The 21,057-nt window shown below is 70.4% G+C and carries 22 protein-coding genes and 1 pseudogene; 17 read left to right on the top strand and 6 right to left on the bottom strand.

The genetic code is table 11. The annotated features are described in order from the left end of the window. Positions 1–2: 2 nt before the first annotated feature. The 11 genes from LOZ83_RS17035 (at position 3) to LOZ83_RS16985 (ending at position 11,192) form a co-directional block, all read left to right on the top strand. Positions 3–1,307 carry an MATE family efflux transporter gene (locus LOZ83_RS17035; RefSeq protein ID WP_236792112.1) on the top strand — a complete coding sequence of 435 codons (1,305 nt, stop codon included), beginning with the start codon at positions 3–5 and terminating at the stop codon, positions 1,305–1,307. 123 nt (positions 1,308–1,430) lie between these two features. After that, positions 1,431–2,741: a nitrate/nitrite transporter gene (locus tag LOZ83_RS17030; RefSeq protein WP_236792111.1), complete on the top strand. Its 1,311-nt coding sequence runs from the start codon at positions 1,431–1,433 to the stop codon at positions 2,739–2,741. A gap of 11 nt (positions 2,742–2,752) precedes the next feature. Further along, positions 2,753–3,655, top strand: coding sequence for a tRNA pseudouridine(55) synthase TruB (gene truB / locus LOZ83_RS17025; RefSeq protein ID WP_308190228.1), 903 nt, complete (start codon positions 2,753–2,755; stop codon positions 3,653–3,655). A gap of 9 nt (positions 3,656–3,664) precedes the next feature. Continuing rightward, the gene (locus LOZ83_RS17020; RefSeq protein WP_236791746.1) at positions 3,665–4,621 is read left to right on the top strand and encodes a bifunctional riboflavin kinase/FAD synthetase; all 957 of its coding nucleotides are present in this window, start codon (positions 3,665–3,667) and stop codon (positions 4,619–4,621) included. A 119-nt stretch (positions 4,622–4,740) separates the two neighbouring features. Next, a complete protein-coding gene (locus tag LOZ83_RS17015; protein ID WP_236791745.1) occupies positions 4,741–5,214 on the top strand; it encodes a helix-turn-helix transcriptional regulator in 474 nt (157 codons plus the stop codon). After that, positions 5,211–5,726 (top strand): RNA 2',3'-cyclic phosphodiesterase, encoded by a 516-nt coding sequence (thpR, locus tag LOZ83_RS17010; protein WP_308190227.1) that lies wholly within the window; start codon positions 5,211–5,213, stop codon positions 5,724–5,726. The genes LOZ83_RS17015 and thpR overlap by 4 nt, the downstream gene beginning before the upstream one ends. 121 nt (positions 5,727–5,847) lie before the next feature. Next, positions 5,848–6,117, top strand: coding sequence for a 30S ribosomal protein S15 (gene rpsO / locus LOZ83_RS17005; RefSeq protein ID WP_236792108.1), 270 nt, complete (start codon positions 5,848–5,850; stop codon positions 6,115–6,117). Positions 6,118–6,339: 222 nt separating this feature from the next. Continuing rightward, positions 6,340–8,583 carry a polyribonucleotide nucleotidyltransferase gene (locus LOZ83_RS17000; protein ID WP_236791744.1) on the top strand — a complete coding sequence of 748 codons (2,244 nt, stop codon included), beginning with the start codon at positions 6,340–6,342 and terminating at the stop codon, positions 8,581–8,583. 76 nt (positions 8,584–8,659) lie between these two features. Then, positions 8,660–10,009 (top strand): pitrilysin family protein, encoded by a 1,350-nt coding sequence (locus LOZ83_RS16995; protein ID WP_236791743.1) that lies wholly within the window; start codon positions 8,660–8,662, stop codon positions 10,007–10,009. Beyond that, a complete protein-coding gene (gene dapB / locus LOZ83_RS16990; RefSeq protein WP_236791742.1) occupies positions 10,006–10,743 on the top strand; it encodes a 4-hydroxy-tetrahydrodipicolinate reductase in 738 nt (245 codons plus the stop codon). Before LOZ83_RS16995 ends, dapB begins: the two co-directional genes overlap by 4 nt. Continuing rightward, a complete protein-coding gene (locus LOZ83_RS16985; RefSeq protein ID WP_236791741.1) occupies positions 10,740–11,192 on the top strand; it encodes a hypothetical protein in 453 nt (150 codons plus the stop codon). Before dapB ends, LOZ83_RS16985 begins: the two co-directional genes overlap by 4 nt. A 118-nt stretch (positions 11,193–11,310) precedes the next feature. Here the strand turns inward: LOZ83_RS16985 and LOZ83_RS16980 are convergent, their stop codons facing one another. The 3 genes from LOZ83_RS16980 to LOZ83_RS16970 are packed head-to-tail and all read right to left on the bottom strand — an operon-like array spanning position 11,311 to position 13,138. Next, positions 11,311–12,147 (bottom strand): alpha/beta fold hydrolase, encoded by an 837-nt coding sequence (locus tag LOZ83_RS16980; protein WP_236791740.1) that lies wholly within the window; start codon positions 12,145–12,147, stop codon positions 11,311–11,313. Then, entirely contained in the window at positions 12,144–12,563 is a 420-nt protein-coding gene (locus LOZ83_RS16975) for a helix-turn-helix domain-containing protein (RefSeq protein ID WP_236791739.1), read from the bottom strand. The genes LOZ83_RS16980 and LOZ83_RS16975 overlap by 4 nt, the downstream gene beginning before the upstream one ends. Before the next feature lie 53 nt (positions 12,564–12,616). Beyond that, positions 12,617–13,138, bottom strand: coding sequence for a hypothetical protein (locus LOZ83_RS16970; protein ID WP_236791738.1), 522 nt, complete (start codon positions 13,136–13,138; stop codon positions 12,617–12,619). A 135-nt stretch (positions 13,139–13,273) separates the two neighbouring features. On the opposite strand from LOZ83_RS16970, the gene LOZ83_RS16965 reads away from it, so the two are divergent. Both LOZ83_RS16965 and LOZ83_RS16960 read left to right on the top strand, forming a co-directional pair. Continuing rightward, positions 13,274–13,771, top strand: a complete 498-nt coding sequence (locus LOZ83_RS16965) for a GtrA family protein (RefSeq protein WP_236791737.1) — start codon at positions 13,274–13,276, stop codon at positions 13,769–13,771. A 32-nt stretch (positions 13,772–13,803) separates the two neighbouring features. Next, positions 13,804–14,757 (top strand): annotated as a pseudogene (locus LOZ83_RS16960) (glycosyltransferase family 87 protein); the annotation flags it as partial. Positions 14,758–15,039: 282 nt separating this feature from the next. Here LOZ83_RS16960 and LOZ83_RS16955 read toward each other — a convergent pair. Then, positions 15,040–15,597, bottom strand: coding sequence for a GNAT family N-acetyltransferase (locus tag LOZ83_RS16955; RefSeq protein WP_236791736.1), 558 nt, complete (start codon positions 15,595–15,597; stop codon positions 15,040–15,042). A gap of 57 nt (positions 15,598–15,654) precedes the next feature. Between LOZ83_RS16955 and LOZ83_RS16950 the strand changes: the two genes are divergently transcribed. After that, entirely contained in the window at positions 15,655–16,857 is a 1,203-nt protein-coding gene (locus LOZ83_RS16950) for a winged helix-turn-helix domain-containing protein (protein WP_236791735.1), read from the top strand. A gap of 133 nt (positions 16,858–16,990) precedes the next feature. Here the strand turns inward: LOZ83_RS16950 and LOZ83_RS16945 are convergent, their stop codons facing one another. Both LOZ83_RS16945 and LOZ83_RS16940 read right to left on the bottom strand, forming a co-directional pair. Continuing rightward, on the bottom strand, positions 16,991–17,896 hold the full coding sequence (locus LOZ83_RS16945) for a DUF4097 family beta strand repeat-containing protein (protein WP_236791734.1): 906 nt from the start codon (positions 17,894–17,896) through the stop codon (positions 16,991–16,993). A gap of 2 nt (positions 17,897–17,898) precedes the next feature. After that, the gene (locus tag LOZ83_RS16940; protein ID WP_236791733.1) at positions 17,899–18,423 is read right to left on the bottom strand and encodes a toxin-antitoxin system HicB family antitoxin; all 525 of its coding nucleotides are present in this window, start codon (positions 18,421–18,423) and stop codon (positions 17,899–17,901) included. A 112-nt stretch (positions 18,424–18,535) separates the two neighbouring features. Here LOZ83_RS16940 and thyX point away from each other — a divergent pair, with 112 nt between their 5' ends. The 3 genes from thyX (at position 18,536) to LOZ83_RS16925 (ending at position 20,997) form a co-directional block, all read left to right on the top strand. Beyond that, positions 18,536–19,288: an FAD-dependent thymidylate synthase gene (gene thyX / locus LOZ83_RS16935; RefSeq protein WP_236791732.1), complete on the top strand. Its 753-nt coding sequence runs from the start codon at positions 18,536–18,538 to the stop codon at positions 19,286–19,288. Beyond that, positions 19,285–19,683, top strand: coding sequence for an ACT domain-containing protein (locus tag LOZ83_RS16930; protein ID WP_236791730.1), 399 nt, complete (start codon positions 19,285–19,287; stop codon positions 19,681–19,683). The genes thyX and LOZ83_RS16930 overlap by 4 nt, the downstream gene beginning before the upstream one ends. A gap of 75 nt (positions 19,684–19,758) precedes the next feature. After that, positions 19,759–20,997 (top strand): Nramp family divalent metal transporter, encoded by a 1,239-nt coding sequence (locus LOZ83_RS16925; RefSeq protein ID WP_236791729.1) that lies wholly within the window; start codon positions 19,759–19,761, stop codon positions 20,995–20,997. Positions 20,998–21,057: the final 60 nt, after the last annotated feature.

Genomic DNA, 21,057 nt, shown 5'->3' with positions numbered 1-21,057 from the left:
AGATGATCGCCGAGCGGGTGCCCGCCAGGAAAGTGTTCGGGCTCGCGATTCCGGCGCTGGGGGTGCTGTGCGCCGAGCCGCTGTACGTGCTCGTGGACACCGCCGTCGTCGGCCATCTGGGGGCGCTGCCGCTCGCCGGGCTCGCCCTCGGCGGCGTGGTGCTGTCGCAGATCTCCACCCAGCTCACGTTCTTGTCCTACGGCACCACGTCGCGCACGGCTCGGCTGCACGGCGCGGGCCGGCGCGCGGACGCGGTCAGCGAAGGCGTGCAGGCGACCTGGCTCGCGGTCGTGGTCGGGCTCGTCCTCGTGCTGGCCGGGCAGTTGCTGGCCGAACCGATCGCGAAGGCCCTCTCCGGCAGCGACGAGATCGCGGCCGCGGCCGTGTCCTGGCTGCGGATCGCGCTGTGCGGCGCGCCGCTGATCCTCATCACGATGGCCGGCAACGGCTGGATGCGCGGCGTGCAGGACACCGTCCGCCCGCTGCGCTATGTGTTGCTGGGCAACGGAATCTCGGCCGTGCTGTGCCCGGTCCTGGTGTACGCGGCGGGCTGGGGGCTGGAAGGTTCGGCGATCGCGAACGTCGCCGCGCAGGTGATCTCGGCGAGCCTGTTCCTGCGGGCGCTGGTCGCCGAACGCGTCCCGCTGCGGCCGCACCCGTCGGTGATGCGCGCGCAGCTGAGCCTCGGCCGGGACCTGGTGCTGCGCAGTCTCGCGTTCCAGGCCTGTTTCGTCTCGGCCGCCGCCGTGGCCGCCCGGACCTCGACCGCCGCGGTCGGTGCGCACCAGATCGTGCTGCAGCTGTGGACGTTCCTGTCGCTCGTGCTGGACTCGGTCGCGATCGCCGCGCAGTCGCTCGTCGGCGCCGCGCTCGGCGGCGGCGAACAACGGCAGGCGAAGGGCGTCGCCGCGCAAATCACCGGCTACGGGCTGATCTTCGGCTGCGTGCTGTGCGCGGTTTTCGCCGCTGTCTCACAGGTTTTGCCGCACGCGTTCACCTCGGATCCCGGCGTACTCGGGGAAATCCCGCACGCGTGGTGGTTTTTCGTGGCGCTGCAACCGATCGCGGGCGTGGTGTTCGCGCTCGACGGGGTGCTCCTCGGGGCCGGCGACGCGGCTTTCCTGCGCACCGCGACACTCGCCAGCGCCGCCATCGGCTTCCTGCCGCTGATCTGGGTCTCGCTCGCGTTCGGCTGGGGGCTGACCGGGATCTGGACGGGGCTGTCGCTGTTCATGGCGCTGCGGCTCGCCTCGGTACTCGTGCGCTGGCGGTCGGGCCGCTGGGCGGTGATCGGCGCAGTGCGCTGAGCGATGTGGCCGATGACACCGCGGTGATCGGTAAGTTTCTTCCTTACGCGGGCGATGTATTCATCGGTTCCCCGTCCCCGACTCCGCCAGGAGGATTCCGTCGTGCCGCCCGCGCAGGCACCCGTGACCGGTAAGGCCAGCACCCGGTCGTGGCTGATTTGGTTGACCGCTTCTCTCGTCTATCTCCTCGCCGTCTTCCACCGCACCTCCTTCGGGGTCGCGGGTCTGGAGGCCGCCGACCGGTTCGGGGTCGGCGCCGCGGCGCTCAGTACGTTCACCGTCCTGCAGGTCGGCGTCTACGCGGCCATGCAGATCCCCACCGGCGTGCTCGTGGACCGCTACGGCCCGCGCCGGATCCTCGTCGCCGCCCTGCTGTTCCTCGGTCTCGGCCAGGTCCTGCTCGCCGTCGCGACCTCTTATGGTCTCGGGCTGCTCGCCCGCGGCGTGCTCGGCTTCGGCGACGCGATGACGTTCGTCAGCGTGCTGCGCCTGGTCGCCGCCCATTTCCCGGGCCGGCAGTACACCGTGGTCGCGTCGTTCACCAGCGCCATGGGCTTCATCGGCAACCTGGCCGCGACGGTCCCGCTCACGCTGCTGCTCGCCGGTCCCGGCTGGCTGCCGACGTTCCTCGCGGCGGGCCTGGTGACCGCGCTGTACGCGGGAGTCGTCGCAGCGCGCGTCAAGGACACCCCGGCCGGGCACGCGGCCACTCCGGTCGCGGTGGACCGGCGTGAGCTGCTGCGGCAGATCCGCTTCGCGTGGCGGGTGCCCGGCACCCGGCTCGGGTTCTGGGTGCACTTCTCGACGATGTTCGCGCCGAACGTGCTGGCCCTGCTGTGGGGTGTGCCGTTCCTGGTGCAGGGGGAGGGCATGGCGCCCGCGACCGCGAGCGCGCTGCTGACGGTGTTCGTGTTCGGCGCGCTGCTCGGCGGTCCACTGCTCGGCGCCGTCACCGCCCGCCGCCCCGAGTTGCGGATGCCGCTCGTGGGCAGCTATCTCGGCGGCGCGGCGCTGGTGTGGGCGCTGCTGCTGAGCTGGCCCGGCTCGATCCCGGTCGCGGTTCTGGTGCCCTGCTTCGCTTTCCTGTCACTCGGCGGCCCGGCCTCGATGATCGGTTTCGCGCTCGCGCGGGACTACAACCCGCTGCACCGGGTCGGCACCGCGACCGGCGTCGTCAACGTCGGCGGGTTCGTCGCGACCACGATCACCGCGCTCTTGGTCGGCGTGCTGCTGCAGTACACGGACAGTTTCCGGATCGCGCTGCTGGCGGTCGTCGTGATGCTCGCGCTGGGCACCACGCGGATGCTCGTGTGGTGGCGCCGCGCCCGCGCCGAACTGTTCGCCGCGCAGGCACGGGGGGAGCGGGTGCCGGTACAGGTGCACCGCCGCCCGTGGGATGTCCCCGAGGAGACCCCGCTCCCCGCGGCGGCTTAGAGTTTCCCGTCGTGCCACCGAAGAACCCACCGCCGCCGCCCGGTCTGCTCGTCGTCGACAAGCCGCCGGGCATGACCTCGCACGACGTCGTCTCCCGGGTGCGGCGGATCATGGGCACCCGCAAGGTCGGCCACGCCGGCACGCTCGACCCGATGGCGACCGGGGTGCTGGTGCTCGGCATCGAGCGGGCGACCAAGCTGCTCGGCCATCTCGCGCTGGACCGCAAGACCTACCTCGGCACGCTGTCCCTCGGCGCCGCGACGACCACCGACGACGCCGAGGGCGAGCGACTGTCCACTTCGGACACCGAGGCGCTGGCCGCCGTCACCGACGAGCGGATCGCCGCGGGGATCGCCGCGCTGACGGGGGAGATCGACCAGGTGCCGAGCGCGGTGAGTGCGGTCAAGGTCGCGGGCAAGCGCGCCTATGCCCGGGTGCGCGCGGGGGAGGACGTCGAGCTGCCGCCGCGCAAGGTCACCGTGTACCGCTTCGATCTGCTCGCGACCCGCCACGAGGCGGACCGCGTCGAGCTCGACGCGGTCGTCGAATGCTCGTCCGGGACCTACGTCCGGGCGCTGGCCCGCGATCTGGGCGCCGGGCTCGGCGTCGGCGGTCACCTAGCGGCACTGCGGCGGACCACGGTCGGCCCGTTCACCCTCGCCGCCGCCCGCACCCTCGAACAGCTCGAGGAGCGGCCCGAACTGTCCTACGACCTGAGCGCGGCGGTCGCGGCGGCGTTCCCCCGGTACGACGCCGACGCCGCCACCGCGCGCGCCGTCCAATATGGACAGCAGGTGCGCGCGTCCGGGATCGAGGGCACCTACGGCGTGTTCGATCCGGCCGGCCGGGCCGTCGCACTAGCCGTCGACGCGGGCGGCGTGGCCCGTTCCCTGGTCGTGCTCGAACCGGCCTAAGGTGTCCTCGTGCAGAGGTGGCGTGGACTGGAGGACCTCCCCGGCGGGTGGGGCCGGTGCGTGGTGACGATCGGCGTGTTCGACGGGGTGCACCGCGGGCATCAGGCGCTCATCGGCAAGACGGTCGAGATCGCCAAGAACCGCAACCTGCCCAGCGTCATGCTCACGTTCGACCCACACCCGTCGGAGGTGATCCGCCCCGGCAGCCATCCCGCGCAGCTGACCACCCTGCGGCGCAAGGCCGAGCTGGTCGAGGAGCTGGGCATCGACGTCTTCGCGGTGCTGCCGTTCACGGCCGAGCTGATGCGGGTGCCCGCGCACGAGTTCGTGCACAGCGTGCTGGTGGACCGGCTGCACGCGGCCGCCGTCGTGGTCGGCGAGAACCTCACGTTCGGCGCCAAGGGCGCCGGCACCGTGTCGCTGCTGCGCGAGCTGGGCAAGCGGTTCGGTTTCGCGGTGTACGGCGAAGGCCTGCAGGGCGAGCGCGACGACAGCGCCGAGATCACCTTCTCCTCCACCTACGTCCGCTCGTGCATCGACGCCGGTGACGTGACGGCCGCCGCGGAGGCGCTCGGCCGGCCGCATCGGCTGGAGGGCATCGTCGTCCGCGGCGCCGGCCGCGGGCACGACCTGGGCTACCCGACCGCGAACCTGTCCACCCCGCGGTTCGCTGCCGTGCCGGCCGACGGGGTCTACGCGTGCTGGTTCATCAAGGCGTCCGACCCGATCCGGAAGCTGCCGGCCTCGGTGTCCGTCGGCACGAACCCGACGTTCTCCGGGCGCGAGCGCACCGTCGAGGCCTTCGTGCTCGACGTCGACGAGGACTTCTACGGCCAGTACGTCGGCCTGGACTTCGTCAGCAGGCTCCGCGACCAGATCCGGTTCGACACACCGGCCGACCTCGTCGAGCAGATCGACGACGATGTCACCCGCACGAGGGATATCCTCGGCCTGGCCCGAGGGTGAGTGCGTTTGCGAATCACTGGGTGAAAGCGCCCCGCCGAACCGGGCAGTCCTGGCAAAATGCTGGGGACGCCCGTGGGTGCCGGGGTCGTGACGGGGAGTAAAGGGGGAGTGCGGCCAGCGTGGAGGACCACAAGATCGTCCAGCGCAACATCGCGCTGCAGCGGGAATGGTACGGGGAGCCACTGGGGGACAGGGTGCGCCGACTCGTGGTCGCGTTCGACGTCTCGCAGGCCTACCTGGCGGAGGTGCTCGGCATCAGCGCGCCGATGCTCAGCCAGGTGATGAGCGGCCGCCGGGCGAAGATCGGCAACCCGGTCGTGCTGGCCAGGATGATCATGCTCGAGCGCAAGTGCCTGATCCCGGACGTTGCGGCCGGCCGCAAGGAGGCCCTGCTCGCCGCGCTCGAGGACGTCAAGGACGCGCGGCCCACCGTCGGCCGGGACAACATCCCGGTCGCCGCGGACGACGGGCCCGCCCTCGCCGCGCTGCGCGAGATCGCCGAGGACGAGGACCTGACCGAGGCCGCCAAACTGCTGGACGACGACTATCCGGCGATCGCGGACCTGCTGCGCCGCGCCGGACTGCAGGGATGAACATGGTGCTGTTCTCGGCGGTGCTGCCGCCCACCCAGGTCGCGGAGTCGCTCCAGGCGCATCTGGAGCCGCTTCAGGCGGAGGTGCCCGAGCCGCGCTGGATCCCGCCGGCCCAGTGGCACATCACGCTCGGCTTCTACGGTGACCGGGAAGACCCGGACGCGCGGGTGAAATGGCTGCGCTCGGCGCTGGCCGGGTGGCACGCGCCGATGCTGCGCCTGGAAGGCGCCGGCACCTTCTCCCGGGTGCTGTACCTCGGGGTCTACAGCGACGGGCTGACCGAACTCGCCGCCGCGGCCGGCGCGGGCGAACAGCGCCCGTACCTGCCGCACCTGACCGTGGCCCGCACCGAGGACGACGTCCCGGCGGAGCTGCCGAAGCGGCTGTCGGGCTTCGTGAGCGAGCCATGGACGGCCACCGAGGTCGTGCTCATGAGCAGCGAGCGCACCGAGCGGGGCCCGCGGTACGCGGTGCTCGAACGGTTCCCCCTGGAGTCCCGCCAGGCCGGCTGAGGGGCTGCCTGATACCCTGGACCACCGGGTCCGGCTGCAGTCCGTGGCGGCCGTGACCGACTCACCCGGCGCGGTCGCGCGTCCGGGCCGCACGGCACAGGAAATCCAAGGAGAACACAGCGTGGCGCTGTCCACCGACGAGAAGAAGTCGATCCTCACCGAGTACGGACTGCACGACTCGGACACCGGATCCCCCGAGGCCCAGGTGGCCCTGCTGACCAAGCGGATCATCGGGCTCACCGAGCACCTCAAGGAGCACAAGCACGACCACCACTCGCGTCGTGGCCTGCTGCTGCTGGTCGGCCGCCGCCGCCGGCTGCTCGACTACGTGAAGAAGGTGGACATCGAACGGTACCGGTCGCTGATCCAGCGACTCGGCCTCCGCCGATAGCACCAGGCTCCGAGGGGGAGTGACCACCCGGTCGCTCCCCCTCGCCACATAACCGCAAGAAAGAGGCATGCGAACCGCGCGAGGACAAGCCCGCCGGTCCTCGGTAGTGGCTTCCGGGCAGTGTCCCCGGGGGCTTCGATCGAAGACCGGCCTCGTTCCTCGGGCGCTGCCCCGGACGGATGGGGCACACGTTCGCCGTACGAACGAGGAGAACCACAGAAAATGACCGAATCAGGCGGATACCCGGTGCACGAGACCGAAGCCGTCATCGACAACGGCAAGTTCGGCACCCGCACGATCCGCTTCGAGACCGGGAGGCTGGCCCGTCAGGCCGCCGGGGCCGTCGTGGCCTACCTGGACGAAGAGACCATGCTCCTGTCGGCGACCACCGCGTCCAAGCACCCGAAGGATCACTTCGATTTCTTCCCGCTGACCGTGGACGTCGAGGAGCGGATGTACGCCGCGGGCCGGATCCCCGGCGCGTTCTTCCGGCGTGAGGGCCGCCCCTCCACCGACGCCATCCTGACCTGCCGGCTGATCGACCGGCCGCTGCGGCCGTCGTTCGCCGACGGGCTGCGCAACGAGATCCAGGTCGTCATCACGGTGCAGAGCCTGCACCCGGACGACCCGTACGACGTGCTGGCGATCAACGCCGCGTCGGCCTCCACCCAGATCGCCGGGCTGCCGTTCTCGGGCCCGGTCGGCGGTGTCCGCGTCGCGCTGATCGAGGGCCAGTGGGTCGCGTTCCCGACCTGGCCGCAGCTGGAGAAGGCCACCTTCAACATGGTGGTGGCGGGCCGCGTGGTCGGTGACGACGTCGCGATCATGATGGTCGAGGCCGAGGGCACCGAGCGCACGCTCGACCTGATCGCCGGTGGCGCGGCCGCGCCCGACGAGCAGGCGGTGGCCGACGGCCTCACCGCCGCGAAGCCGTTCATCCGCGTGCTGTGCGAGGCACAGCAGAAGCTCGCCGACGTGGCCGCCAAGCCCACCGGTGAGTTCCCGCTGTTCCCCGCCTACCAGCAGGACGCCTACGAGGCCGTCGCCGCGATCGCGACCGACGAGCTCGCGCAGGCGCTGACGATCGGCGGCAAGCAGGACCGCGACAACGCGACCGACGCGGTCAAGGCCGCGGTGCTGGCGAAGGTCGGCGTCGGTGAGGGCGAGGCCTTCGAAGGCCGGGACAAGGAGATCGGCGCCGCGTTCCGGGCGCTGACCAAGAAGCTGATCCGCCAGCGGATCCTGCGCGACAAGGTCCGGATCGACGGCCGCGGGCTGACCGACATCCGGAGCCTTTCGGCCGAGGTCGGCCTCATCCCGCGGGCGCACGGCTCGGCGCTGTTCGAGCGCGGCGAGACCCAGATCCTGGGCGTCACCACGCTCAACATGCTGCGGATGGAGCAGCAGATCGACTCGCTGTCGCCGGAGACCACCAAGCGCTACCTGCACCACTACAACTTCCCGCCGTTCTCGACCGGGGAGACCGGCCGGGTCGGCTCGCCGAAGCGGCGCGAGATCGGGCACGGCATGCTCGCCGAGCGCGCGCTGGTGCCGGTGCTGCCCAAGCGGGACGAGTTCCCGTACGCGATCCGGCAGGTGTCGGAGGCGCTGGGCTCCAACGGGTCCACCTCGATGGGCTCGGTGTGTGCCTCGACGATGGGCCTGTTCAACGCGGGCGTCCCGCTCAAGGCGCCGGTCGCGGGCATCGCGATGGGCCTGGTGTCCGACGAGGTGGACGGGGAGACCCGCTACGTGGCGCTGACCGACATCCTCGGCGCCGAGGACGCGTTCGGTGACATGGACTTCAAGGTCGCCGGCACCAAGGACATCATCACCGCGCTGCAGCTGGACACGAAGCTCGACGGCATCCCGTCGGAGGTGCTCGGCGCCGCGCTGACGCAGGCGAAGGACGCGCGGCTGACCATCCTGGAAGTCATCGCCGAGGCCATCGACGGCCCCGACGAGATGAGCCCGTACGCCCCGCGCGTGACGAGCGTGAAGATCCCGGTCGACAAGATCGGCGAGGTCATCGGGCCGAAGGGCAAGATGATCAACTCGATCACCGAGGAGACCGGCGCCGACATCTCGATCGAGGACGACGGCACGATCTACGTGGGTGCGGCCGACGGCCCGTCGGCGGAGGCGGCGATCAGCAAGATCAACGCCATCGCCAACCCGCAGCTGCCGAAGGTGGGCGAGCGGTTCCTGGGCACCGTGGTGAAGACGGCCGCGTTCGGCGCGTTCGTCTCGCTGCTGCCGGGCAAGGACGGCCTGATCCACATTTCGAAGCTGGGCAACGGAAAGCGCATCGGCAAGGTCGAGGACGTGGTCAACGTGGGCGACAAGCTCCGCGTCGAGATCGCCGACATCGACAACCGCGGCAAGATCAGCCTGGTGCTGGTGAAGGAGGAGGAGGGCGACAAGCCCGCCGAGTCCGAGCCGCAGAAGGCCGACGCCGCCCAGTAGGAGACGAACCACCGCTGAATGGCCCGTCCGGCACCTGCTCGGGCGGGCCATTCGCGCTCTCGAGGTAAGGATTGTCTTGGCGCGTCAGATACCCGGCTACGAACAGCCCGCCGGCACCACGAAGACGCTCGACGCTTCGGTGAAGCGGACCGTGCTGCCCGGCGGGCTGCGGGTGGTCACCGAGCACGTACCGGGCGTGCGCTCGGCCACCGTCGGCCTGTGGGTCGGCATCGGGTCGCGGGACGAGCCGGCCGCCGTCGCCGGTGCCGCGCACTACCTGGAGCACGTGCTGTTCAAGGGCACCAAGAACCGTGGTGCGGCGCAGATCGCGGAGGAGATCGACGCGGTCGGCGGTGAGTTCAACGCCTTCACGGCCAAGGAGCACACCTGCTACTACGCGCAGGTGCTCGACGAGGACCTGCCGCTGGCCATGGACCTGGTCACCGACGTGGTGTTCGAGGCGCTCTGCGCGCAGTCCGATGTGGACACCGAACGCAGCGTGGTGCTCGAAGAGATCGCGATGCGCGACGACGATCCCGAGGACCTGCTGCACGAGACGTTCGTCAGCTCGGTGCTCGCCGGGCACCCGCTCGCGGAACCCGTGCTGGGCACGGAGGATTCGATCCGCGGCATGTCGGCGAAGGCGTTGCGCGGGTTCTACCGCCGCCGCTACACGCTGCCCCGGATGGTGCTCGCGGTCGCCGGGAACATCGAGCACGCGCAGGTGCTTCGGTTGGCGCGCAAGGCTTTGCGGGACAGGCTGGCTGGTACCAGCACGCCGGTGCCGCCGCGGCGCGGCAAGGCGCGCATCACCGCGGGCTCGAAGCTGGCGCTGCACACCAACGACACCGAGCAGGCGCACGTGATGCTCGGCATGCGGGCGCTGTCGCGGCACGACGAGCGCCGCTACACGCTCAACGTGCTCAACGCGGCGCTCGGCGGCGGCATGAGTTCGCGGCTGTTCCAGGAGATCCGGGAGCAGCGCGGCCTCGCGTACCAGGTGTACTCGTCGGTCGCCGGGTACGCCGACACCGGGCACCTGTCGGTCTACGCCGGCTGCCAGCCCGAACGGCTCGGCGAGGTGGCGAACGTGCTGCGCGATCTGCTCGGCCAGGTCGGCAAGGAGGGCTTCACCGACGCGGAGGTGGCGCGCGCCAAGGGCCAGCTGCGCGGCGGGCTCGTGCTGGGCCTGGAGGACACCGCGTCCCGGATGTCGCGGATCGGCAAGCAGGAACTGAACTTCGGGCTGTACCAGAGCGTCGACGACACCGTGGCCCGGATCGACGCGGTCACCACCGAGGAGGTGTACGACCTGGCGCGCGGCCTGTTCCGGTCGCCGGGAGGGGTTTCGGTGGCCGCGGTGGTCGGACCGTACGCTCATGCCGACGACCTGCCGCACGATCTGCACGAGGTGATAGCACGATGACGCGCGTTGGTGTACTGGGCGCCGGGGGACGGATGGGCGCCACGGTGGTGCGCGCTGTCGAAGGCGCCGCCGACCTGGAGGTCTTCGCGGCGCTGGACGCCGGGGACGCGCTCTCGGGGCTCGAGGGCGCCGACGTGGTCGTCGACTTCACCCACCCCGACGCCGTGCTGGACAACCTGCGCTTCGTGGTGGAGCACGGCATGCACGCGGTGGTCGGCACGACCGGGTTCACCGAGGAGCGGCTCGCGACGGTCCGCGAATGGCTGCGAGCCCAGCCGGGGGTGGGCGTGCTGATCGCGCCGAACTTCGCCCTCGGCGCGGTGCTCGCGATGCGGTTCGCCGAGCAGGCGGCCCGGTTCTACGAATCGGTCGAGATCGTCGAGCTGCACCACAACCGCAAGGCCGACGCCCCGTCCGGCACCGCGGCACACACCGCGCGGCTCGTCGCGCAGGCGCGTTCGGCGGCCGGGCTGAAAGCGGGTTCCGACACCACATCGTCCGAAGTGGACGGTGCGCGTGGCGCGCTGATCGACGACGTGCGGGTGCACTCGGTCCGGTTGCCCGGGCTGGTGGCGCACGAGGAGATCCTGTTCGGTGCCGACGGGGAGACCCTGACCATCCGGCACGATTCGCTGGACCGGGCGTCGTTCATGCCGGGGGTGCTGCTCGGCGTGCGCGAGGTGCCGAAGCGGCCGGGGCTGACCGTCGGGCTCGAGAACGTGCTGGACCTGTGAAAGCCCGCAACGTCGCGCTACTGCTGACCGCCGCGCTGGTGGTGTACCTGGTGCTGCTGGCCGACCGGGGCGTGCAGCTGGTCCAGACCGGGAAGCCGGCCGGGATCGCGCTGGGTGTGGCGGTGTTCGTGCTGCCGCTGCTCGGCGCGTGGATGGTGGTCGCGACCTGGCGGTCCGGGCTGCGGATCCAGCGGCTCGGGCAGCGGCTCGACGAGGAGGGCGCGCTGCCCGACGTGTCCGACCTGCCGCGCCGCCCCTCCGGCCGGATCGACCGGGAGGCGGCGGACGCGTGGTTCGAGGAGCGCAAGGCCGAACTGGAGGCGCACCCCGACGACTGGCGGTACTGGTACCGGCTGGCCTACGCCTACGACATCGCCGGCGACCGCCGCCGGGCCCGCGCCACCATGCGCCGTGCCATCGACCTCGAAGCCGCCGACGCGCCCAAGTAGCCCAACGTCGGACTCGCTGTCCCGAACGTACGACTCGCTGTCCCGAGCGTCGGACTCGCGGGGCCGCCCGCGAGTCCGACGTTGGAGACGCCGAGTCCGACACTCAGGAGCGCGAGTTCTACGTTTGCGTGAGGAAGTCCAGGATGGGGTGGGTTTGGGCGGTGATCGCGTGGGCGGCGTCGGGCAGGATCGTGACCGTCGCGTGCGGGATCGCCTGCCGGACGCGACGCTCAGTCTCGTAGGAGGCGAACATCGCGTCGCGGCCCCCGGCGATCACCAGCACCGGCATCTTCAGCCGCCGCAACGCCGCGTCGCCGAACAGCGGCAGCTTGTCCCGGCGCGGCAGGAAATGCGTGAAGATCAGCGTCAGGTAGTCCGCGACCTCCGGGCTGAGCGCGGCGTCCACCCCGGCGACCGCCTTCATCGACCGGCGCAGTCCCCAGGCCCCGAAAGGCTTGTACAGCAGCGCCGCGAACACCCAGCCGTACTTCTGCCGGCCCAGCCCGCCCGGGCACAGCAGCGCGAGCCGCGTCACCCGCCCGGGCCGCCGTGTCGCGTAGTCCAGCGCGAGCCAGCCGCCGAGCGACTCCCCGGCGATCGAGGTCTCCGTCAGCCCCAGCCCGTCGAGGACGTCGTCCAGCCACAGCGCGTACGCCTCGCTGTCCAGTGGCGGCCGCGACGGCGCGCTCAACCCCGGCTCGCCGATCATGTCGACCGCGTACACCCGGAATTTCCCGGCCCATACGGGGACATCGGCCCGCCACATCGCGGCGTTCGTGCCGGATCCGTGCAACAGCAGCAAAGGCGGCGCCTCCTCTGGTCCGGACGCGACAACGAACGTCTCACCCTCCCGTGTGGACAGTCGCAGGTGGTCGGCCGGAACCGGCCACCGGGCAAGGACTTCCTCGTAGCGCGAGCGGATCGCCCGCCCGCCCGCTTCGGTCTTGTAGATCACGAGTCGAGCACCGCCCCCACGTAGTCCAGCAGCCGCGCGGTGTCCGCGAGCCCGCCGAGCACGATGATCTTCATGCGTCCCCTTTCCTCGTCGTAGGCCGTCTCCACCCGCAGCGGCTCGTCGCCCCGGCGCGCGCTCGCCGCCATCAGCAGGGTGCTGATGCGCCCCTGCGTCTCGGGGCTGATCGCGTCGATCTCGACGATGCTCGACACGTCGACATGCCGCTCCCGCTTGACTTCGGGTGTCTCCGGCACGGGCGCGCCCAGCAGCGCTTCGAGGTCCTCCTGCGCGATCCGGTACTGCTTGCCGATGCGCACGGCCTTGAGCCGCCCGTCCCGGACGTACCCGCGCACCGTGCGGACGTGCAGGCCGAGCTGGGTGGCGACCTCTTCCACGGAGTAGAGCTTTTTGTTCACAAACGCATGCTACATGCGCCATGATAGGGAAGTATAGGGAATATTAGGGAAGGTTACAGATGGAGCCAGTGGGCGAAGACCGCCGGGCACGCCGCGAGCACGCAGTACCGGACGAACCGCCCGGCCAGGCCCACCGACAGGAACGTCGTCATCCGCATGTTCACCAGCCCCGCGAGCACCGTCGTCGCCATGAACGGCGGGAGTCCGAAGACCGAACTGACCCCGTAGGTGCCCGCCATCCACTTCGGATGCCGGTGGCACCGCTCGCGGATCGCCTCGACCTTGCCGCGCAACCACTTCGTCCGCAGCCGCCAGCGTTCGCGGCGCGGCGTCGGCGGGCGCTCGCGGTGCAGCCGGTCGAGCAGGGCCGGCGGCAGCTTGATGGATCCGCGCGCGGCCAGGTAGTAGAGCAGCTTCCCGGCCATCTGGCCGACCGCGACCGCGGCGGCGACGAGGTACCAGGGCGCGCCGGGCACGCCGGACATCAGCCCCAGCACGAACAGCTCGACGTTGATCACCGGGATGAGAGCCGACCCGAGCGCGACGCCGAGCGTCAGGCAAAGCCAGCCGAGCATCGCGCCCCCTTCGGGTGTCAGGTAGAAACGTAACGGGACACGGCGGCGTGCACAGGGGGGTTCACCGTACTCTTGGCTTCCTGTTGACCACCGTAAGGTCACCTTCCGTCCACCTGACACTGGAAACCTGGCACTGTGAGTGACGAAGACAAGGGCATCCCTGCCCGCTTCGCGGCGTTCTGTGCCGCAGTCGTGCGCCCGCTGCCGGGGCGCATACCGGCGAACCTCGTCGGCTTCGCGATCATCAACGGCTTCACCTTCGGGGTGGACCTGTCGATCCTCACGCTGACCCGGTCCGGGTTCCACTGGCCGCTGCCGGTGTGCGTCACGCTCAGCTATCTGATCGCGTTCGGGCTGAGCTTCGTGCTCAACCGGACCTTCAACTTCCAGTCCCACGCACCGGTGGCCGGGCAGACCCTCAGGTACGCCGTCGCGGTGGGCGTCAACTATCTCGTCTTCATCCTCGGCGTGGGTGCCGGGCTGGGCCTGATCGGCGTCGAATACCACCTGTCGCGCCTGCTCGCGGGCGCCGGGGAAGCCATCTTCATGTACTCGGTGATGCGCTGGGTCGTGTTCACCGACGCGCAACAGGGGACCCGCCCGACGGTCGCGACACGCAAGCAACCAAGATAGACGCTGCCGCGTCAGTTTCGTGGATACTTCTCGTGGCTTTGGGACCTGGGAGAAGAGTTTTGAATTCTGTCGTCTCGACCTGGAGGCACGGGAGTACCGGCGCGCGAGTGCGCCTCGTACTCGAGCTGGTGCTGGCGGTGGGGCTGTTCGGTGCGCTCACCTACTACGCGCACGGCATCAACAAGTGGCCGACCGACGTCGATGTGTACCGCCTCGGCGCCGACACGTTCCTCAAGGGACATTCGATCTACACGCAGCTGCCGGTCTCGCCGGTGGGCGGCGCGCTGCCGTACACGTACCCGCCGTTCTCCGCGGTGATGTTCGTGCCGCTGGCGATCGTGCCGCCCGCGATCGGGTACCCGCTGCTGACCGGGCTGACCTGCCTGTGCCTGTTCCCGATCGTGCTGGCCTACCGCAAGGCCTCGCCCGAGCTGAGCAACCTCCTGGCCAAGCCGTGGATGGTCGTCGCCGCGGCGTGCGTGCTGGTGGTCGCGCACCCGGTCGCGAACACGATCTTCTGGGGCCAGATCAACGTCATCCTGATGATGCTGGTCGCGGTCGACGTGCTGTGGCCCAATCCGAAGTGGCCGCGCGGCGCGCTGATCGGGATCGCGGCCGCGATCAAGCTGACCCCGGCCGGGTTCGTGCTGATCTTCTTGCTGCGCAAGGACTTCCGCTCGGTCGTCGTGAGTTTCGCCAGCTTTGTGGTGTGCAGCGCGATCGCGTTCGTGCTGATGCCGCAGGACTCGTGGCTGTACTGGACCGACCGGGTGTTCCACGCGTCGAGCATGAACATCGGCCCGATTCACGCGAACGAGTCGGTCATGTCGAGCTTCGAGAAGCTCGGCCTGGCGGGCCACACGCTGACCCTGGTCGGCGGTGCGGGCGTGCTGGCCGTGGTCGTGATGACCTGGCTGGGCACCCGGCGGGCGCTCGACGACGGCAACCTGGCGATGGCGCTCGGGGTGACCGCGACCGGGGTGCTGCTGGTGTCGCCGATCTCGTGGTCGCATCACTGGATTCTCGCGCTGCCCACCGCGGCGCTGATCATGATCATGGGCTACCAGAAGCACAAGTTCTGGCTGTTGTTCGCGGGCTGGGTGGGTGTGGTGATCCTCTGGCTCGCGCCGCATTACCAGGTGCCGCTGGAGTACCAGATCTGGAGTTTCCCGCAGAAGGTCGCGGGTTCGAGCTACCAGATCGTCGCGGTCGTCTTCCTGATCGTGATGACGGTGCGGTGGTTTCTGGGCCGGCGGCGGCGCGCCGCGTCAGCCGATCAGCTGGATTTCGAGCTGCCCAGTGAGGCGCAGCTCACGGAGCCGGCGCTCGCCGGTGTCGAGAGTCCGCACGGTGCCGTCCGGACGCCAGCCGGCGCGGCGGAAGAAGGAAAGTGACGCCGAGTCCGACTCGGCGACCCAGCTGATCCCGCGTTCCGCGCCGTGCTGACGCAGCCCGTCCGCGGCGCCCGCGAGCAGCCGTCCGCCGTGACCGCGCCGGCCCCAGCGGGGCTCCACGAGGAGCGTCGCGATCAGGCCGGTGCGGTCGGCGTCCTCGGGTAGTTCGCCGGAGGCGTTCGCGACCTCGTCCGCCGGGGCGGGCCCGGCCACGCAGAAGCCGACCGTGAACTCGCCCTCGGTGGCGACGTACACGATCGTGCCGGGGTGGGCGATCGCTTCGGCCCACTGCCCCTCGGCGGTGTCCTCGAGCTCGTCGAAAGCCCGCTCGCCGAGCAGGTCGGCGTACGCGGTGCGCCAGGTGACGCGCTGGATGCGGGCGATCTCCGGGGCGTCCGCGGCCACGGCGGCACGGACCTGTGCGGTGCTCATGGCACTGCAAGATACGGCGTCCGGTTTTTGTCGGTGCCTGCTGGCACGATGTCGTCGATGGACACGATGAGCATCGCGGTGGCGCGCCGGATCGCGCTCACCGCGCAGGGGTTCGCGGACGCCCGGCCGGAGGTGGCGACGAGGCGGCATCTGCGGCGGGTGCTCTCGCGCGTGCAGCTGATCCAGCTGGACTCGGTGAATGTCGCCGTGCGGGCGCATTACGTGCCGCTGTTCTCGCGGCTGGGCGGCTATGACCGGACCTTGATCGACGAGGCCGCGTGGGCGCACAGTGCCCGCAAGCCGCGGTTGCTGGTGGAAACGTGGGCGCACGAGGCGAGCCTGATCCCGGTCGAGGACTGGCCGTTGCTGCGGTCGGGGGCGAAGCGGGCCGGCTGGTGGCGCAACTACGCGCGGCTCGTCGACAAGTCCCCGGGCTTGGTGGACGACATCCTCGCCGTGGTCAAAGAGCAGGGCCCGATCGGCGCGGGCGGCATCGAGCGCGAGGTGGCAGGGGAGTCGCAGCGCACGCCCGGCCCGTGGTGGGACCGGTCGGAGGTGAAGAAGGTCTGCGAGTGGCTGTTCGGCATGGGGCTGCTGACGACGGGGACGCGGCGTTCGTTCGAGCGGTTGTACGACCTGACCGAGCGGGTGGTACCGGCGGACATCCTGGCGCGGCAGGTGTCGCCGGAGGAGGGCGCGCGAGAGCTGATCACCCGCTCCGCGGCGGCGCTCGGTGTGGCGACCGAACCGGACCTGCGGGACTATTACCGGCTGGGTCCGGACGTCAGTCACCAGGCGGTGGCCGATCTCGTGGAATCCGGTGTGCTGCAACCAGTACGGGTCCGTACGTGGCGTTCGCCGGCGTACCGGTTCACGGGCGCCAGGGTGCCGCGGAAGATCACCGGCAGGGCGCTGCTGTGCCCGTTCGACCCGCTGATCTGGGAGCGGGCGCGGACGGAGCGGTTGTTCGACTTCCGGTACCGCATCGAGATCTATGTACCCGAGGCGAAGCGGGAGTACGGGTACTACGTCTTCCCGTTCCTGCTGGACGGTGAACTGGTCGCGCGGGTGGATCTGAAGGCCGACCGGGAGGCGGGTGTCCTGCGGGTGCAAGCCGCCTTCGCCGAGCCGGATGTCGACCACACACGGGTCGCCGCCGAACTGAAAGAAGAGCTGCGTCTGATGGCGAATTGGCTGAGCCTGGACAACGTGACAGTCGCACCAAAAGGAAACCTGGCAGCCCTATTAAAAAAGGCCTAAACCGCCACCCGGCAACCACACGCACCCACCAACCGTTAGACGATCAAAAGTCGGGGTGGGCAGGACAAAAAGAAGCGAGGGACGCCCACCCCCGGTCGCGGCGGGCGTCCCTCGCATCCCCCTGGAATCCGCGCTACTGGGTCGCGCGGGTGATCACTGCGGCGCCCATCCCGGTGCGGGCGCGAATCTTCAACGGCACATCGCCTTCGGGCGCCTCGAGTTCGAGGTCGAGTTCGCTGGACACCTTCCCGGCGTTGGAGGTCAGGTCGACCTCGGCGGCCACTCCGGGCCGTACGCCGATCCGGATCTCGCCGGAACCGGTGATCAGTTCCAGCGATCCGCTCGCGGCTTCGGCCACCGACAGGTCGCCGCTGCCGCTGCGCGCCATGATTTCGCCGGATGCGGCGCCCAGCCAGACGTCCCCGGTGCCGGTGACGACCGTCGCCGAGCCGGACAGCGACGACGCCTCGACGTCACCGCTGCCGGTCCGCAGCTGCAGCCCGCCGAGTGTCGGCCCGAGCCGGATCCCGCCCGAACCGGTGCGCACGATCGCCGCCCCGTCGGCGCGGTCCAGTTTCACCTCGCCGGCCCCGGTCAGCACATCGGCCCGCCCGCACGCCCCGGTGACGGTCACCGCCGCGGACCCGGCCCGGATCTCCAGCGAGGATCCGGCGGGTGCCTTCACCTTCACCGCGAGCGGAACATTGCGCAGTGGCAAGGCTTTCGCCGCGCGCACGACCAGTCGCTTGCCGGTCAGCTCGATCCGCGCCTGGTCGACGGCCTCGGCCGGCTCGCCCCGCAGATCCGTGCCGATCTGGTCGCCGAACCGCTCGCTGACCCAGTTCAGCAGGCTGGTCACGCCCTGCGCCCACGGCTCGTTGACCTCCGTGGCTTGCCGGACCTCGACGTACGTCTCGCCGTCTTCGGCGGTCAGCTCGATGTCGATCTTGCCCAGCGTGACGCTGACGTCGAGGTCCAGCGGGCCTTCCGCGTCGAACGTCTCGGTGCGGATGAGGTCTTCCCCCGGTTGCTCGGTCATGGTCATCCTTTCACCCAGCCGTGCAGGTGTGAGTCGGTCTGCTTGCCGGGCTTGCTCTTGCGCTCGCCGTGCAGCTGCTGCGTGCCGTGCAGCGCGCCCTGAACGGCCTGCGAGATGAACGTGTTGAGCGAAACCCCCTGCGCGGCCGCGGCCTGCTCGGCCTGGCCCTTGATCTGCTCGACCATCCGCAGCGTCATCCGCGCGATGTTGTCGGTGCCCTCGCCGGCTGCGAACGGTGGCGGGGGCGGCGGCGGTGGTGGCACCGGGCCGGCTTGCTGCGGCGCCGCGGTGCCTGTGACCACGACCCGCACGTCGCGGCCGTCGAGGCGGACCTCGACGACGTGGTCGGGCAGCTGCGTGGTGACTTCGGCGGCCAGGTCGGCGAGCGCGTTCATGAGCGCCAGCCGCACGGCCGGTTCCAGTGCCGCCGAGAGCACCGCCGCGGCCCGCCGGGTCTGTTCGTCCCCTGCGGACGCCGTCGCGGTCAGGTCCTCACGGAGGCTCGTGATGTACGGCGACAAATCCATGACACCACTATGACGTCATTGGTGGTGTCAGTCAAGGCGTCACGTGGCGCCTCCGCGATGCCCGGCTTGCGGCCGGTTACGCTGCCAGGGTCGAAAGAAGGGGAGTGCGAACGTGGCCGAGACCGTTTCGCCGAAGGTGCAGTTGATCGCGAAGACCGAGTTCTTCCCGCCGGACGACGTGCCGTGGTCCACCGACGCCGACGGTGGCCAGGCGCTGGCCGAGTTCGCCGGCCGCGCGTGCTACCAGTCGTGGAAGAAGCCCAACCCCAAGACGGCGACCAATGCCGGCTACATCGACCACATCATCGAGGTCGGGCACCTGTCCGTGCTCGAGCACGGCTCGGTGACCTTCTACATCACCGGCATCTCGCGCTCGCTCACGCACGAGCTGATCCGCCACCGGCATTTCTCGTACTCGCAGCTGTCGCAGCGCTATGTGCCCGAGCGCGACGCCGCCTTCGTCGAGCCGGACGTGATCGGAGGCGACCCGGTGCTGCACGAGAAGTTCCTCGCCGCCGCGCAGGCGAGCGTCGACGCGTACACCGAGCTGCTCGCCGGGCTGGAGGAGAAGTTCGCCGACGCGCCGAGCGCGACCCTGCGCCGCAAGCAGGCCCGCCAGGCCGCCAGGGCGGTCCTGCCGAACGCCACCGAGACCCGCATCGTCGTCACCGGGAACTACCGGGCCTGGCGCCATTTCATCGCGATGCGCGCGACCGAGCACGCCGACGTCGAAATCCGCGCGCTCGCCGTGGAATGCCTGCGGCAGCTGCACAAGGCGGCCGGGAACGTGTTCGCGGACTTCACCATCTCCACCCTGCCCGACGGCACCGAGGTGGCTTCCAGCCCCAAGGTCCTCGAAGGGTGAAGCGGCTCGCGATCGACGTCCAGCCGGGCGAGTACGCCATCGCGCGCCTGGCACCGGACACGGGCGTGCCCGCGGATCTGCTGGCGCCGGGCCGCGCCGGCCTGGTCTCGGTGACGCGCACCGGCGGCGAGCTGTCGGTGATCTGTCCCGCCGCGGACGCGCCCGAAGGGGCGAAGGTGGAGGCGGGCTGGCGGCTGCTCACCGTGCGCGGCCCGCTCGCGTTCACCCTCACCGGCATCATCGCGGCACTGGTCAACGAGCTCGCCTCGGCCGGGGTCGCGCTGGTCACGCTCTCCACCTTCGACACCGACCATGTGCTGGTGAAACAGCCCGACCTGAGCAGGGCGGTCACCGCGCTCAAGGCCGCGGGCAACGAGGTGTTCCTCCCGGCGTAACAAGTGTCTCAGCATGCTTGAACCTTGAAGTTCGGTCTGCCTAAACTTTGAGTTGGGCAGACGAGAGGTGCAGGCATGGCGGTGGCGGGGACGGCCGGTCCGAAGCTCGCCCGGGTGCGTGCCGGGTCCATGCTGCTCGGGCCCGCGTTCGTCGCGGCCATCGCGTATGTCGACCCGGGCAACGTCGCCTCCAACATCAGCGCCGGGGCGCAGTTCGGCTACCTGCTGGTCTGGGTGATCGTCGCGGCGAACCTGATGGCCGGGCTCGTCCAGTACCTGTCCGCGAAACTCGGTCTGGTCACCGGGATGTCGCTGCCCGAGGCCGTCCGCGAGCGGACGCCGCGTGCGGGGCGGCTGGCCTACTGGGCGCAGGCCGAACTGGTCGCCGTCGCGACCGACCTCGCCGAGGTCGTCGGTGGCGCGATCGCGCTGAACCTGTTGTTCCAGCTGCCTTTGGTGGTCGGCGGGGTGATCACCGGCATCGTCTCGATGGGCCTGCTGCTGGTGCAGGACCGGCGTGGGCAGCGCCCGTTCGAGCGGGTCATCACCGGGCTGCTGGCGATCATCGCGATCGGCTTCCTGGCGAGCGTGTTCGTCGAACCGCCGTCCGGATCCGGCATCCTGGGCGGGCTGGTGCCGCGGTTCGACGGCGCCGAGAGCGTGCTGATCGCCGCGGCGATGCTCGGCGCGACCGTGATGCCGCACGCGGTGTACCTGCACTCCGGGCTCGCCCGCGACCGCCACGGCAAACCGGAGGGGCGCGGGCTTTCGCGGCTGCTGCGGATCACGCGGTTCGACGTCGGGCTCGCGATGCTGCTGGCGGGCGCGGTGAACCTGTCGATGGTGCTGCTGGCGGCGACGGTGCTGCGCGGGCGCGCGGACGTCGACTCGATCGCCGGTGCGCACTCCGCGATCGGGCAGCTGCTCGGCGGCGGCGTCGCGCTGCTGTTCGCGATCGGGCTCCTCGCGTCCGGCCTGGCCTCCACCTCGGTCGGCGCGTACGCGGGCGCGATGATCATGCAAGGCTTGCTGCGCAAGCGAATTCCGCTGCTGCTGCGGCGGCTGGTCACGCTCGTCCCGGCGATTCTGGTGCTCGCCGCCGGCGCCGACCCGTCGCGCGCGCTCGTGGTGTCGCAGGTGGTGCTGTCCTTCGGGATCCCGTTCGCGCTGATACCGCTGGTGCGGATCACCAGCGACCGGTCGGTGATGGGCGCCAACGCGAACCACCGCGTCACCACCGGCCTGGCGTGGGCGATCGCCGCCGTCATCATCGCGCTCAACGTCGCGCTCATCTATCTGACCTTCGCCGGTTGAACCGGTTGGGCCGGGAACCCGTCGCGCCTGTGAGAGGTCGGAATAGCATCTCGCTGTCCC

The organism is Amycolatopsis sp. GM8 (assembly GCF_021653975.1).
Taxonomy (GTDB): Bacteria; Actinomycetota; Actinomycetes; order Mycobacteriales; family Pseudonocardiaceae; genus Amycolatopsis_E.
Note: the sequence above shows the minus strand (reverse complement) of the source record. Positions and strands in the feature narration are given on the sequence as shown.